This is a genomic window from Kitasatospora sp. NPDC042419 (assembly GCF_056437345.1).
Window position 1 is genome coordinate 149,240 of record NZ_JBWKAW010000008.1, and the last position, 14,817, is coordinate 164,056.

Here is a 14,817-nt window from a genome sequence, read left to right on the forward strand (position 1 = left end):
CGGCGTGAACGGGGCGGCCGCCGGCACACGTGAACGGCCTCGGGCCCTGGATGCTGCCCGCATCCAGGGCCCGACTCAACGGCCCGACTCAACGGCCCGACTCAAGGGCGCGTCTCAACGGTCCGACTCAACGGCCCGACTCAACGGCCCACTTCGGAGGGCCACTTCGAAGGCCCACTTCACGCCGGACGGCGCTCCTCCGGGCGTCGCCGTGCCGCCGCCGTCAGCGGCGGGCGCGGGGCCGGAGCCAGACCAGCCAGGTCAGCGCCGAGCAGAACAGGTACGCGGCGAGGAAGGCCAGGTACGCGGCGTCGCCGTTGTGGCTGGCGAGGAAGGACTGACGGAACGCCAGGTTGACCAGCACCCCGCCGAAGGCGCCGATCGCGCCCGCCAGACCGATCAGCGCCGCGGTGCGGCGGCGCCCGGCGGCCTCGGCCGCTGCCGGGTCGGCCCCTGCGGCGACGGCGGTGCGGGCGAGGCCCTCGTAGTGGGCCGGGATCATCTTGTACGTCGAGCCGTTGCCGATGCCGCTCAGCACGAAGAGCAGGATGAACCCGGAGAGGAACAGCGGCAGCGAGCCCGCCCGTGAGGCGGCCAGGACGACGGCGGTGCCCGCCCCCATCACGACGAAGGTGACCAGGGTGACCAGGGCGCCGCCCCAGCGGTCCGCGAACCGGCCGCCGACCGGGCGCAGCAGGGAGCCGAGCAGCGGGCCGAGGAAGGTGAGCGCGGCCGCCTTGACCGGGGTGTCGAAGCGGTCGTGGAACTGCACCTGGAGGACCTGCCCGAAGGCGAAGCCGAAGCCGATGAACGAGCCGAAGGTGCCGATGTAGAGGGTGGAGACGGCCCAGCCGTAGGGGTCGCGGGCGACCTCGCGCAGCGAGCGGTCGGCGCCGCGCGGGGTGGCGGGCAGGTTGTCCATCCGCCGCCAGGCCCCGACGGCGGCGAGCACGATCAGCGGGAGGTAGAGCAGCGGCAGCAGCCGCGGGTGGCCGGCCCCGGCGGTGGCGAGGACGAGCAGGCCGAGGAGTTGGACGGCGGGGACGCCGAGGTTGCCGCCGCCGGCGTTGATGCCGAGCGCCCAGCCCTTGAGGCGGTGCGGGTAGAAGGCGTTGATGTTGGCCATCGAGGAGGCGAAGTTGCCGCCGCCGACGCCGGCGACGCAGGCCACGGCGAGCAGGGTGCCGTAGGAGACGCCGGGGGTGAGGATCAGCGCGGCGAGCGAGGTGGGGACGAGCAGCAGCAGCGCGCTGACCACCGTCCAGGTCCGGCCGCCGAAGCGGGCGACGGCGAAGGTGTAGGGGAGGCGGAGCGCCGCGCCGAGTGCGGTGGGCAGGGCGGTGAGGGTGAACTTCCCGGCCGGGTCGATGTGGTACTCGGGGCCGAGGAAGAGCACCAGGACGGACCAGAGGCTCCAGACCGAGAAGCCGATGTGCTCGGAGGCGACGGAGTAGACCAGGTTGCGGCGGGCCGTGCGGGCGCCGGTGCGCTCCCAGAACTCGGTGTCCTCCGGGTCCCAGTGGGTGATGGTCGGTGCGCCGGCTCTGGTGGCGCGGGCGGGCGGGGTGTCGACGGCGGTGCTCATGCCTGGTCCTCCCGGGGTATGGGGGCGGTGTGCGGAGCGGTGCGGGGAGCGGTGCCCGAAGGGATGTCCGAAGGGATGTCCGATGTGGTGCTCGATGTGGTGCCCGGAGCAGTGTGCGACGTGTTGGTGCGGACGGGCCAGAGCCTGAGCACGGCGGGGCTGCCGTCGGGGGCGGTGTCCTCGTCGAGGCAGCGGCCGTCGGTGAGGTCGAAGACCTGCTTGTACATCGGCGAGGCGAGGGTGGGCCGGCCGGCGCGGCTGCCGAGCAGGCCCCGGGAGAGGACGTACGCACCACTGAACGGGTCGCGGTTGTCGACGGCGTGCAGGGCTCCGGCGCGGTCGACGAAGAGGGCCACCTGGGCGTCGGCGCCGTCGTCGGCGGCGGCCAGGAGGACGGCGACGCCGCGGCCGGGCTGCAGGTCGTCGAGGGTGCAGACGGGCTGCCAGCGGCTGCCGTCGTGGATCTCCACGGTCACTTGGCGAGCACCTCCAGTCGGGGACCGGCCACCAGGACCGGAGCGGGGGCGTGGACGGGGACGGTGACGGGGGTGGCGAGCACGCGCCCGGCCTCGTCGGGGCGGGCGGGGCGGATCTGGCCGCGTTCGGGGACGAAGGTGACGGCCGGATCGGGGGTACCGGGGGCGTTGACGAAGGAGGCGAAGCGGCGCAGGCGGTCCGGGTCGGCCAGGGTGGCGGCCCATTCGTCCTGGTAGGACCCGATGTGACGGTCCATCAGTTGATCGAGCTCGGCGGCGATGCCGAGCGAGTCGTCGAGGACGACCGCCCGCAGGTGGTCCAGGCCCCCCTCCAGCCGCTCCAGCCAGACCGACGTCCGCTCCAGGCGGTCGGCGGTGCGGATGTAGAACATCAGGTACCGGTCGATGGTGCGGATCAGGGTATCGCGGTCCAGGTCGGCGGCGAGGAGGTCGGCGTGGCGGGGTGTCATGCCGCCGTTGCCGCCGACGTAGAGGTTCCAGCCGGCGGAGGTGGCGATGATGCCGAAGTCCTTGCTCTGGGCCTCGGCGCACTCGCGGGCGCAGCCCGAGACCGCCGACTTGAGCTTGTGCGGGGAGCGCAACCCCCGGTAGCGGAGCTCCAGTTCGATGGCGAGGGCGACGGAGTCCTGGACGCCGTAGCGGCACCAGGTCTCGCCGACGCAGGACTTCACGGTGCGCAGCGCCTTGCCGTAGGCGTGCCCGGACTCGAACCCGGCGTCGACCAGGCGGCGCCAGATGGCGGGGAGCTGGTCGACGTTGGCGCCGAAGAGGTCGATCCGCTGACCGCCGGTGATCTTGGTGTAGAGGCCGAAGTCGCGGGCCACCTCGCCGATCGCGATGAGGCCGTCGGGGGTGATCTCGCCACCGGGTACCCGGGGGACGACCGAGTAGGAGCCGTTGCGCTGGAGGTTGGCGAGGAAGTGGTCGTTGGAGTCCTGGAGCGCGGCCTGTTCGCCGTCCAGGATGTGGCCGTTGGAGAGGCTGGCGAGGATGGAGGCGACGGTCGGCTTGCAGATGTCGCAGCCCTCGCCGGTGCCGTGGCGGTCGACCAGCGCGGAGAAGCTGGTGGCGCCGGTGACGAGGGCGATCTCGTACAACTCGGCGCGGGTCTGCGGGAAGTGCTCGCAGAGGCCGGTCTGCGGGGCGGTGCCGGCGGCGGTCAGCTCCTCGCCGACCACGGTGGCCAGCTGCTTGAGGCAGCTGCCGCAGCCGGTTCCGGCCCGGGTGCACTTCTTGACGGCCGCGACGGTCTCGCAGCCCTGGTCGCGGACGGCGGTGCGGACGGCGCCCTGGGTGACGTTGTGGCAGGAGCAGAGCACGGCGTCGTCGGGCAGCGCGACCGGGCCGGCGGCGGCGGACCCGGCCGGCAGGACCAGTTGCTCGGGCGGGGTGGTGAGCGGCTTGCCGGCCATCGCGAGCGGCCGCAGGACGCCGTAGGACTCGGTGTCGCCGACCAGGACACCGCCGAGCAGGGCGCCGTCGTGGCCGATCACCAGCTTGCGGTAGACGCCCAGCCGGCCGTCGCTGTACAGCACGTCGAGGGCGCCGTCGGCGGTGCCGTGCGGGTCGCCGAAGCTGGCCACGTCGACGCCGAGCAGCTTGAGCTTGGTGGAGGTGTCGGCGCCGGTGAAGCCGTCACCGGGGCGGCCGGCGAGCTCGCGGGCGGCGGTCTCGGCCATCTGGTAGCCGGGGGCGACCAGCCCGTAGACGCGGCCGTCGGCGGCCTGGGCGCACTCGCCGATCGCCAGCACCGCCGGGTCCTCGGTGCGGCAGCGCTCGTCGACGACGACGCCGCCGCGCGGGCCGACCGGGAGGCCGCAGTCGCGGGCGAGCCCGTCGCGGGGGCGGACGCCGGCGGAGAACACCACCAGGTCGGCGGCGAGTTCGCGGCCGTCCGAGAGCGTGAGCGCCCGCACCCCGCCGTCCGGGCCGGTGGCGACACCGCTCGCTCCGGCGGCGGTGTGGACGGTGACGCCGAGGTCCTCGATCTTGCGGCGGAGCACCGCGCCGCCGCCCTCGTCCACCTGGACGGCCATCAGCCGGGGCGCGAACTCGACCACGTGGGTGGCCAGTCCCATCGCCCGGAGCGCGCCCGCCGCCTCCAGGCCGAGCAGCCCGCCGCCGACCACCACGCCGGTCGCGGCGTGCGCGGCACCGGCCCGGATCGCGTCCAGGTCCTCGATGGTGCGGTAGACGTGGCAGCCGGCGGCGTCGTGGCCGGGTACGGGCGGCACGAACGGGACCGAGCCGGTGGCCAGCACCAGGGCGTCGTACCGGAACACGTGACCGGCCCGGGTGGTGACGGTGCGGGCGGCCCGGTCGACGGCGGCGACCGGGTCGCCGAGCCGCAGGTCGATGCCGTGCTCGGCGAGGAAGCCGGGCGGGCAGAGCGCGAGGTCCTCGGCGCTGCGGCCGTCGAACAGCGAGCTGAGGTGGACGCGGTCGTAGGCGGGGCGGGGCTCCTCGGCGAGCACGGTGACCCGCCAGCGGTCGGCGCCCGGCTGCTCGGTCCAGGCTTCCAGGAAGCGCTGGCCGACCATGCCGTGGCCGACCAGGACGAGGTCCCGCGGCCGGTCGGGCGTGTGCGACGTCATGGCGTGACTCCTCGGGGTGGTGCAGGGCAGTGGGACGGGGCGGTGGGACGGGTGGAGGGGGGTGGGGGTGCGGGCCGGAGCCGCTCACCCGCGGGCGGGGGTCGGTTCCGGGGCGGGGACGGAGCCGACGGGAGCCCCGGGGACGGTGGGAGCGGTGGGGCGGGCCGCGGGAGTGGCGGGGGCGGCGGCGGAGGTCATGGCAGAAAATGTGGCCGCCCGTCGTTTCGCCGCCGGGTCCGCCGTGTTGCGCGCGCGGCACGCATACCTCACACCGCCCGGCACCCGTGGTGCGCCGCAGGACATCCGCCGTAACCGGAGCAGCCGTTTCACTAACGCGCAGGTGACCGGCGGGCAATCGGCCCGTAACCAGCGGACCGCACCCTTTCGGCCATGGCAACAACCACCCTCACCGGACCGCGCCCCACCCCGCGGCCCGGACCCCTCACCGGCTTCACCATCGGGGTGACCGCCGCACGCCGCCGCGACGAGCTGGTGGCGCTGCTCACCCGGCGCGGCGCCCAGGTGGTGGAGGCGCCCGTCCTGCGGATCATGCCGCTCGCCGACGACCTCGCCCTGCGCCAGGCCACCGAGCAGTGCCTGGCCGCCCCGCTCGACTACGTCGTCGCCACCACCGGCGTCGGCTGGCGCGGCTGGATGAGCGCCGCCGAGGGCTGGGGCCGGGGCGCCGCCCTCGCCGAGGCCTGCCGGCACGCCGTCGTCCTCACCCGCGGCCCCAAAGCCACCGGCGCGGTCCGGGCCAGCGGCCTCGGCGAGGGCTTCTCCCCCGGCTCCGAGGCCACCGACGAACTGCTGACCTGGCTGCTCGCCCGGCCGCTCGCCGGCTGCCGGATCGCCGTCCAGGAGCACGGCGTCCGGCTGCACGCCTTCGCCGCGGCACTCCGCGAACGCGGCGCCGAGGTGATCTCCGTCCCGGTCTACCGCTGGGCGCCGCCGGACGACCCGGCCCCGGTCCGGAGGCTGGTCGAGCAGACGGTCCGCCGCCAGGTCCACGCCCTCGCCTTCACCAGTGCGCCCGCCGTCACCGCCTTCGTCGAGACGGCCGCCGCCGACGGCCTGCGCGACCAGCTGCTGGACGCGCTGCGCGGGGACGTCCTGCCGGTCTGCGTCGGCGCGCTGTGCGCCCGGCCGTTCGCCGACCTGGGCCTGCCCGCCGAGTTCCCCGAACGGGGGCGGCTGGGCTCGCTGGTCCGCCTGCTCGCGGAGACCCTGCCCGGTCGCGGCCGCCGCGAACTCGCCCTGGGCGGGGAGGTCCTGACGCTCCAGGGGAACGCCGTCCTGGTCGGCGGCGAGAGCCACTGGCTCAGCCCGCGCGGAGCCGCCGTGCTGCGCGCCCTCGCCGAACGCCCCGGCCACGTCCTCAGCCGCGCCGACCTGCTGCGCACCGCCTGGGCCGACGCGGCCGCCGACGAGCACGCCGTCGAGGCGGCGGTCGGCCGGCTGCGGGCGGCGCTCGGGCCGCACGCCCGGCTGATCCGCACCGTGCCCAAGCGCGGCTACCGTCTGGCGGCGGACTGATGGCCGCCCGGCTCCGACCGGCCGCCGCGCCCGGCCTCGGCGGTCCCCCCGGCCGCCGCGGTCTCCCCGGTTTTCCCGACCTTCCCGGTCTTCCCGACTTGCCTGGCGTGGCCGACTTGCCCGGCTCGCCCGGCTCGCCCGGCTCGGCCGGCTCGGCCGGCCTTCCCGGCGCGCCCGGGAGGCCGCCACCCGCCGACGAGCCGCCGGTCCTGCTCGCCGTCGCCCACGGCACCCGGTCCGCCGCCGGGGTCGCCGCCGGCCACGCGCTGCTCCGCCGCGTCCGCGACCTGCGGCCCGAACTCGACGTCCGCTGCTGCTTCCTGGACCTCGCGCGCCCCTCGCTCCCGGAGGCGCTCGACGCGCTGCGCGGACGGCCCGCCGTGCTCGTCCCGCTGCTGCTCGGCGGCGGCTACCACCTGCGCGTCGACCTGCCCGGCGCGCTCGCCGCCGCCGGGCTGTCGCACCTCCCGCTCGCCCGCGCGCTCGGCCCCCACCCGCTGCTCGCGGCCGCACTCGCCGACCGGCTCACCGACAGCGGCCGTCCGGCGGGCGCCGGGCCGGTCGTCCTCGCGGCCGCCGGCTCCTCCGATCCCGCCGCCAACGCCGACACCGCGCGGATGGCCCGGCTGCTGGCCGACCGGCTGGCCGACGGGCGGCCCGTCGTCCCCGCCTACCTCTCCGCCGCCCACCCCACCCCGCAGCAGGCCGTCACCGCCCTGCACGCCGCCGGCCACCGGCGGGTCGCCGTCGCCACCCATCTGCTCGCCCCCGGATTCTTCGCCGCCCGCGCCGCCGCCACCCCCGCCCGCTGGACCGGGGCACCGCTCGGCACCCACGACGCCGTCGCCCGCCTCGTCGCCCACCGCTACGACGAGGCTCGCGCCGACCGGCGCGCCCTGGCCGGGGCACGCTGACCGCCACCCCGGTCCGCCTTCCCCGGTCTCGTTCCCGGTTCCCGACCCCCGGTCGCCGCGCACCACGCAACGCGCACCACGCGCCGGCCGTCGTACGCCTACCGCTCCGCACGGCGACGACGGTGGTAGGCGTACGTCAGCGCCAGGATCAGCGGCCCCCACAGGACGAAGAGTCCGCTGGTCACCGTCGCGAGCGCCCGCCACCAGCCGTTGGCGAAGCCGACCTCCGTGAATCCGGCCAGACCGAAGGTGGTGAGCACCCAGTCGACGGTCAGCAGGGTGAACCCCACTCCCGCCACCGCACCGGCCGTGACGGCGGCGAGCGGCGGCACGCGCCGGCCCCCGAGGAACGGCACCCGGGCGGGCAGCACCTCGCCCCACGGCCGCACCAGCCCGGAGCAGAGCAGGGCGAACACCTCCGAGAGGAGGCTGAGCGCCAGCACGTAGGGCACCGTGACCCACAGCGGCTGCGCGGTGCGCGGCAGGTCCATCCCCATCAGGAATCCGAAGCCGATCGGCAACCGCCACAGGCACACCGGCAGGGCCAGCAGCGGGATCGCCCGCGCAACCCCGAGCGCCCAGCGGGGGACGGGCCGCCCGGTGGTCGGAGCGGTCACGGTCGGTCGGGTGATCTCAACGGTCGTCATGCGTCCAGCCTCCGCTCCCGCCGACCCTCCGGGATCCTGCGGACGCCCGATCCTCCTCCCCCACGTGGGGGATCACCCCTCTACGCCTCGCGTACCCCTCCTCCCCTCCCCTCCTCCGCGTTCGCCCTCCCCGCGCCCGCGAGGCTGTCGGCCTCCTCACACCCGTCCGCCAATCCCCCACCGCCCGCCGCCCTCCCCCTAGGGTGATCTTCATCGGGTGCGGGCGGATCGGGCGATGGGGTGGACCAGGTGGGAGTTTCACTGACGGCACGTCAGCTGGTCGGACTGCTGGTGGACCCCGGGAGCCACCTCGGCTGGGACGAACCGGTCGGCACGGAGCCGGCGGACGCCGGGTACCGGGCGAGCCTCGGCCGGGCGCGCGAGCGGACCGGACTGGACGAGGCGGTGCTCACCGGATCCGCGCGGATCGGCGGACAGGCCGTGGCCCTGGTCGCGTCGGAGTTCGGCTTCCTCGGCGGCTCGATCGGGGTGGCAACGGCCGAGCGGATCACCCGGGCCGTGGAGCGGGCGACCGCCGAGCGGCTGCCGCTGGTCGCGCTGCCGGTCTCCGGCGGGACGCGGATGCAGGAGGGGTCGGCCGCCTTCCTCTGCATGCTGCGGATCACCGCCGCCGTCCAGGCCCACCGCGCGGCGGGGCTGCCGTACCTCACCTACCTGCGCAACCCCACCATGGGCGGGGTGTTCGCCTCCTGGGGCACGCTGGGGCAGCTCGTGTTCGCCGAGCCCGGGGCCCGGCTCGGTTTCCTCGGCCCCCGGGTCTACGAGGAGCTGCGGGGCCTGGAACTGCCCGCCGACGTGCAGCGCGCCGAGACACTGGCCGATCGCGGCCTGGTGGACGCGGTGGTGGCACCCGAGGAACTGCGCGAGGTGCTGCGCCGGTCGCTGTCCGTGCTGACCCGCGCGACGCCGACCGCTCCGACCGCTCCGACCGCCGAGCGCCCCGAGCCCTCCACTCCCTCCGCACCCCCTGCCTCCTCCGAGCACCCCGACGCCTGGGAGGCCGTCCGCCGTACCCGCCGCCCCGACCGTCCGGGCACCCGCGAGCTGCTGCGCCGTACCGCCGGGGACCTGGTGCTGCTGGACGCGCCCGGCGGCCGGGACGGCGCACTGGTGCGGGCGCTCGCGGTCCTGGAGGGACACCCCGTCCTGGTGGTCGGACAGCAGCGGCAGGCCGGCGACCGCGAGCGGCCGTTCACCGCCGCCGACCTGCGCGCCGTCCGCCGGACCGCGCGGCTGGCCGAGCAGCTCGGGCTGCCGCTGGTCACGGTGGTGGACACGGCCGGCGCCGAGCTGTCCGTCCAGGCCGAGCTGGACGGCGTCGCCGTGGAGATCGCCCACTGTCTGACCACCCTGCTGGCGCTGCGCACACCGGTCCTGGCGGTGCTGCTCGGCCAGGGGTCGGGCGGCGGCGCGCTCGCGCTGCTGCCGGCGGACCGGGTGCTCGCCGCCGGGAACGCCTGGCTCGCGCCGCTGCCGCCGGAGGGCGCGTCCGCGATCGTCCACCGGGACGGTGCGCACGCCGCCGAGCTGGCCCGGGCCCAGGGCATCGGCGCGTACGACCTGGCCGCGGTGGGGCTGGTGGACGTGGTCGTGCCGGAGCTCCCGGACGCCGCCGAGGAGCCGGCGGCCTTCTGCGAGCGGCTCGGGCGGGCCGTCGGCGCAGCGCTCGGCGCGCTCTCGGGCGTGCCGGAGGCGGAGCGGTCGGCCGCGCGGGCCCGGCGGCACCGCCGGCTGGGCGACGTGATCACACGGTGAACCCCGGTTCCGGCCGAACTCCGCCGACCGGGGCGGCTGTCACGGTGGCCGTGGCTGTGGCGCCGCTCTCAGATCGTCTGCACCCGTGGTGGCGGCGGCACGCCGGTCGGTGACGGCGCCGCAGGCCGGCTCGGTGAGTGCGCTCACAGGGATTCGACGGCCACGACGGCCGGTAGTGGCCCGACCGTCCGCCTCGGGCCCGCCCGGCCCGGCCGCCCGCTCCACGCATCGGCGCAGCTCAGCGGGCACGAAGCCGCGCGCCACCGCGCCGCCTTCGATTCACGGCCCCGCTCCTCGCTACGACGGGGCGTCGTATCCGAGGGGTCTTGGCGGGCACCGTTCGGGTCTGGCAACAATGGCTCAGTCGTCAGCCGCCCCCGGTACCTGTCCCACCGGGAGCGGCTTTCCGCAAAGTTTTCGCCGGGCACGCCCCGCGACCGTTTCGGCCCCTGTCCGGCCGCGGTCGGGGCGGGGCGTGCACCGGCCCAACCTGATTGAGGTCTTGTTCTTCATGCCCGCTTTCAAGCTTCGTATGCGCACTTCGGCCGCTCTTCTTGCCGGTGCCGCCGGTGTGACCGCTCTCGGCGTCGGCCTGGTGCCCGCCACGGCCTCGGCCGCGACCGCGTCGCCGAAGACCATCGCCGCCCAGATCGTGCCGGCCGGCCAGCTCGCCGCGTTCAGCAACATCATCGCCCACGAGTCCAGCTGGAACGTGACCGCGACCAACCCGAGCTCGGGCGCGTACGGCCTGGCGCAGGCGCTGCCGGGTTCGAAGATGGCGACGCACGGCGCCGACTGGAAGACCAACCCGACCACCCAGATCAAGTGGGCGCTGGACTACATGAACTCCCGCTACGGCAGCCCGAACGCCGCCTGGGCGTTCTGGCAGACCCACCACTGGTACTAAGCCGCCCCTCCCGTCCGCACGGACGAACGGCAACCGGACCATCTGTCCCCCCTCACCCCGGGGTCGGACAGGGACCACCGGGGTGACGACAGGGCTCGGCCGCGCGCGATCCGCGCGGCCGGGCCCTTCGGCGTTCCCGTCCGGCCGGTGCGCTGCGGCCCGGCACGCCCCGGCTGCCACGGCCCCGACTGCCCCGACCCCGGCTGCCACGGCCCCGAGTGCCCCTGCCCCGGCTGCCACGGCCCCGGCCCGCCGTCGGACCGGTCGGATATATTCGGGCCGAGACAAAGTCCCGCCCGCTCGGGCCCCGCCCGGCCCCGCCCGAGGAGCTTCCGGTGCCCCAGCCCCCGCGCACCACACCCCGCACCACACCCCGCGCCGCGGCACGGACCGCGCCGCACACCCCCGCGACCGCGACCACGCAGACCGTGGCACAGGTCAACCAGACCGTGCTGCTGGAGGTGCTGCGCCGGCACGGCTCGCTCTCCCGGCAGCAGTTGGCCGCGGAGAGCGGCCTGTCCACCGCGACCGTGCACCGCCTGGTCGAGGTGCTGCGGACGGCCGGCCTGGTGATCGTGGAGACCGAGCGGGCGCCGTCCAGCGGGGGGCGGCCGCCGCAGCTGGTCCGCTACAACGCCGGCGCCCAGACGGTGCTCGCCGTGGCGATGCGCCCGCGCCGGATCGTCGGCGTGGTCGCCGACCTGCACGGCACGGTGCTGCACGAGACCGAGCACCACTGGACCGGCCTCGGCCCGGACCGGAGCCGCGAGCCGTCCGCCGAGGACCTCACCGGGCCGCTGCTGGCGCTGGTCGACGGCCTGCGCGCCTGGGCCGGCCGGCACGCCGGAGCCCCGCGCGCCCTGGTCGTCGGGGTGCCCGGGGTGGTCCGGGACCGGACCGGGCTGGTGGAGTTCGCACCGGCGCTGGACTGGCCCGGGATGCGGCTGCGCGCGCTGCTCCGGGAACGGCTGGGCATCCCGGTGGCGGTCGAGAGCAACGTCGACCTGGTCGCCCTGGCCGTCCAGCACGGCGAGGCCGGCGCCGGGGTCGACGACCTCGCGGCGGTGGTGGTCGGGATCGAGGTCGGCGCGGGCATCGTGCTCGGCGGGCGGCTGCACCGGGGCCGGCTGGGCTCGGCCGGCGCCCTCGGCCACCTGATGGCCGACCGGCGGGCACTGGACCGGCCGCTCGGGCGGACCGGCGACACCCAGTCGCGGATCGGCGACCACGCCGTCGACCGGCGGATCACCGAGGCCGGGCTGACCGTCACCGGCACCTCGGCCGAGCGGGTCGCCGAGCTGTTCCGGCTGGCCCGGGAGGGGGAGCCGGCGGCGGTCCGGCTGGTGGACGAGTTCACCGACGACCTGGCCCTGCTGGTGGCCAATCTGACCAGTGTGCTCGGCCCCGAACTCGTCGCCCTGGGCGGCCGGTTGTTCTGGGAGAGCGGCGGCGGGATGCTGCCCGCGATCGAATCCCGGCTGCAGGGCCGGGTCCCGGTCCTGCCGCGCCTGATGGTGGTGCACTCGACCACCACCGAGCTGGTCGGCGCGGCCGCCTCCGCCGTCCGTCTCGCCGACGGGGCGACGTTCATCACCCGCTGAACCGGGCGGCGCGCGGGCGGTCCGGTCGGCACCGCCCGGCGCGGCCCGGGTGACCCTCTCCGGCTCGGCCCGGGTCGGCGCCCCGGGCAGCCCCCTCCGGCTCCGCCCGGACACCCTCGCACCAAGTCCCCGCCCACGGCCGGGTGCGACCCCTCCGGCCACCCCGTCACACCGCTCCCCCACCCCTTCTCGGGCCTCTCCGTCCCTCACTATTTCTCAGTGTGATAGAAACTCTCCGTGGGCACTCGACCAAAGGAGACCCCGATGTTCGCGGCCGCCTTCGCGATGGACCCCGTCCGCTTCCCCGACGTGTACGGCCCCGAGGCGCGCGCCCGGGTGGTCGCGCGGGCCGAGCCGGTCGAGGACCCGGCCGCCCCCGGCGGGGTCTGGAGCGCCGAACGGCTGGCCGCCGACCCGGACGCCCTGTGCGACGTCGAGGTGCTGTTCACCGGCTGGGGCGGCCCCGTCCTCGACGCGGCCGCGCTCGACCGGATGCCCCGGCTCGCCCTGGTGCTGTACGGCGCCGGCTCGGTGCGCCGGATCGCCACCGCGGAGTTCTGGGCCAGCGGCATCCCGATCGTCACCGCCGCCCACGCCAACGCCCTGCCGGTCGCCGAGTTCACCGTCGCCCAGATCGTCTACGCGCTCAAGGACGGCTGGCGGCACGTGCTCGCCGCCCGCTCCGCCCGCGCCCCGGTGCGCGTCGGCCGGGCCCCGGGCGCCTACGGGGCCACGGTCGGCGTGCTGTCGCTCGGCGCGACCGGGAGGCTGGTCTGCGAGCGCCTGCGCGGCTACGACGTGCGGGTGGTCGCCCACGACCCGTACACCGCCCCGCCGCCGGGAGTGGAAGCGGTCGGCATGGACGAACTCTTCGCCACCGCCGACGTGGTGACCGTCCACACGCCGCTCACCGACGAGACCCGGGGGCTGGTCGGCCGGCGCCTGCTCGCCTCGATGAAGCCCGGTGCGACGCTCGTCAACACCGCGCGCGGCGCCGTCCTCGACGAACCCGCCCTGCTCGACGTGCTCGCCGAACGGCCGGACCTGTTCGCCGTACTGGACGTCACCGACCCCGAACCCCCGCTGCCGGGCTCGCCGCTGTTCACCCTGCCGAACGTCGTGGTCACCCCGCACCTGGCCGGCAGCCAGGCGCTGGAGCGCCGGCGCCTCGGCGACCTGGTGGTCGGCGAGTTCGAGCGGTGGACGCTCGGCGAGCCGCTGCGCTGGGCCCTCGACCGCCGCACCTACGAGCGGATGGCCTGACCGTGACCGAGCAGCACACCGCGGGCCGCCCCGCCGACGACCGACCCGCCCACCATCGCCCCGCCCACGACCGCCCTGTCCGTGACCGCCCCGCCGACGACCGGGGCTCCGGGATCCGGCCCGCCGGGGACCACCGGCCTGACGTCCTGGTCGTCCTGACCGACCAGCAGACCGCCGACGCGATGAGCGCCGCCGGCAACCCGCACCTGACCACCCCGCACATGGACGCGCTGGCCGCCGCCGGCACCCGGTACCGCCAGGCGTACTGCGCCCAGCCGCTCTGCGCGCCGTCCCGGGCCAGCCTGCTCACCGGGCTCCTGCCCAGCAGCCTCGGCGTCACCGGGAACGAGGGCGGGCCGGAGCCGGTGCTCGGCCGGCTGTTCACCGAGGCCGGCTACGACTGCGGCTACGGCGGCAAGTGGCACCTGCCCGAACTGGACCTGCCCGAGGGGCGGGGCTTCCGCCGGATCCACCCGGCCGGTGACGACGCCGGTCTCGCCCGCGCCGCCGCCGCGTTCGTCCGCGAGCCGCGCGACCGGCCGTTCCTGCTGGTCGTCTCCTTCCTGGAGCCGCACGGCATCTGCGAATGGGCCCGCGGCCAGGACCCGAAGACCGGACCGCTGCCCGCCCCGCCGCCCGCCGGGGACTGCCCGCCGCTGCCGGCCAACTTCCCGCCCGCGCCCTACGAGGCCCGGCTCCCCCGGCTGGCGCAGCGCGCCTGGGCGCACACCCACCCCACCGAGAAGTGGCGCGAGGACGACTGGCGGCGGTACCGGTACGCGTACTACGCCCTGGTCGAGCGGGTCGACCGGCACCTCGGGACGGTCCTCTCGGCGCTCCGCGAGCCGGCCGTCGGACCGGCCGGCGGACCGGCGGACGCGCCGGGGATCCGCCGGGAGACGGTGGTGGTGTTCAGCTCCGACCACGGCGACGGCGCCGGCGCGCACCGCTGGAACCAGAAGTGGGCCCTCTACGAGGAGTCGGTGCGGGTGCCGTTCCTGGTCAGCGGCCCCGGCACCGAGGCGGGCGCGGTCAGCGACCGGCTGGTCTCCACCGGCCCGGACCTCATCCCGACCCTCTGCGACCTGGCCGGCGTCACCCCGCCGCCCGGCCTGCCGGGGCGCAGCGTCCGCGCCCCGGAGCCCCGGGAGACCGTGGTGGTGGAGACGCGCTGGGAGCTGCCCGGGTTCGACAACGCCCTCGGCCGGATGGTCCGCGACGAGCGGCACAAGTACGTCTGCTACGCCTGGGGCGACCACCGCGAGCAGCTCTTCGACCTCGCGGCCGACCCCGGTGAGATGGTCAACCTGGCCGTGGACTCGCGGCACGCGGCGCTGCTCGACCGGTTCCGCGCGCTGCTCGCCGGGCACTGCGCCCGGTCCGGCGACCCGTTCGCGCGCTTCGTCCCGGCACCGGGGGCGGGCTGACGGCACCTCGGGCGGGGCGGCGACGGCCGGCCCGGGCGGATGGGCGGCCGGTCAGGCGGGTGACGGCCGG

At 76.2% G+C, this 14,817-nt stretch carries 11 protein-coding genes; 7 read left to right on the forward strand and 4 right to left on the reverse strand.

All coding sequences use genetic code 11. From position 1 onward, the window contains the following. Positions 1–223: 223 nt before the first annotated feature. From AC067J_RS18195 to nirB, 3 genes are read right to left on the reverse strand one after another with little or no spacing between them, the layout of a single operon-like run. Entirely contained in the window at positions 224–1,585 is a 1,362-nt protein-coding gene (locus AC067J_RS18195) for a nitrate/nitrite transporter (RefSeq protein ID WP_478300305.1), read from the reverse strand. Next, a complete protein-coding gene (locus tag AC067J_RS18200) occupies positions 1,582–2,061 on the reverse strand; it encodes a nitrite reductase small subunit NirD (RefSeq protein WP_478300307.1) in 480 nt (159 codons plus the stop codon). The genes AC067J_RS18195 and AC067J_RS18200 overlap by 4 nt, the downstream gene beginning before the upstream one ends. Then, complete coding sequence (gene nirB, locus AC067J_RS18205) at positions 2,058–4,676, reverse strand: nitrite reductase large subunit NirB (protein ID WP_478300309.1); 2,619 nt, start codon at positions 4,674–4,676, stop codon at positions 2,058–2,060. Before nirB ends, AC067J_RS18200 begins: the two co-directional genes overlap by 4 nt. A gap of 390 nt (positions 4,677–5,066) precedes the next feature. On the opposite strand from nirB, the gene AC067J_RS18210 reads away from it, so the two are divergent. Continuing rightward, positions 5,067–6,212 carry a uroporphyrinogen-III synthase gene (locus tag AC067J_RS18210; RefSeq protein WP_478300310.1) on the forward strand — a complete coding sequence of 382 codons (1,146 nt, stop codon included), beginning with the start codon at positions 5,067–5,069 and terminating at the stop codon, positions 6,210–6,212. Between the two features lie 107 nt (positions 6,213–6,319). Then, positions 6,320–7,126: a sirohydrochlorin chelatase gene (locus tag AC067J_RS18215; protein WP_478300312.1), complete on the forward strand. Its 807-nt coding sequence runs from the start codon at positions 6,320–6,322 to the stop codon at positions 7,124–7,126. 98 nt (positions 7,127–7,224) lie between these two features. On the opposite strand, the gene AC067J_RS18220 is transcribed toward AC067J_RS18215, so the two are convergent. Continuing rightward, on the reverse strand, positions 7,225–7,773 hold the full coding sequence (locus AC067J_RS18220) for a hypothetical protein (RefSeq protein ID WP_478300313.1): 549 nt from the start codon (positions 7,771–7,773) through the stop codon (positions 7,225–7,227). A 249-nt stretch (positions 7,774–8,022) separates the two neighbouring features. Here AC067J_RS18220 and AC067J_RS18225 point away from each other — a divergent pair, with 249 nt between their 5' ends. The 5 genes from AC067J_RS18225 to AC067J_RS18245 all read left to right on the forward strand — a co-directional run bounded on the left by AC067J_RS18225 (position 8,023) and on the right by AC067J_RS18245 (position 14,747). Next, positions 8,023–9,549, forward strand: a complete 1,527-nt coding sequence (locus AC067J_RS18225; protein WP_478300314.1) for a carboxyl transferase domain-containing protein — start codon at positions 8,023–8,025, stop codon at positions 9,547–9,549. A gap of 511 nt (positions 9,550–10,060) precedes the next feature. Beyond that, complete coding sequence (locus AC067J_RS18230) at positions 10,061–10,456, forward strand: aggregation-promoting factor C-terminal-like domain-containing protein (RefSeq protein WP_478300316.1); 396 nt, start codon at positions 10,061–10,063, stop codon at positions 10,454–10,456. Between the two features lie 335 nt (positions 10,457–10,791). Then, positions 10,792–12,057, forward strand: a complete 1,266-nt coding sequence (locus AC067J_RS18235; RefSeq protein WP_478300318.1) for an ROK family protein — start codon at positions 10,792–10,794, stop codon at positions 12,055–12,057. Positions 12,058–12,294: 237 nt separating this feature from the next. Beyond that, entirely contained in the window at positions 12,295–13,320 is a 1,026-nt protein-coding gene (locus AC067J_RS18240) for a hydroxyacid dehydrogenase (protein WP_478300320.1), read from the forward strand. A 2-nt stretch (positions 13,321–13,322) separates the two neighbouring features. Beyond that, a complete protein-coding gene (locus AC067J_RS18245; protein ID WP_478300322.1) occupies positions 13,323–14,747 on the forward strand; it encodes a sulfatase family protein in 1,425 nt (474 codons plus the stop codon). The last annotated feature ends 70 nt before the right edge of the window (positions 14,748–14,817 follow it).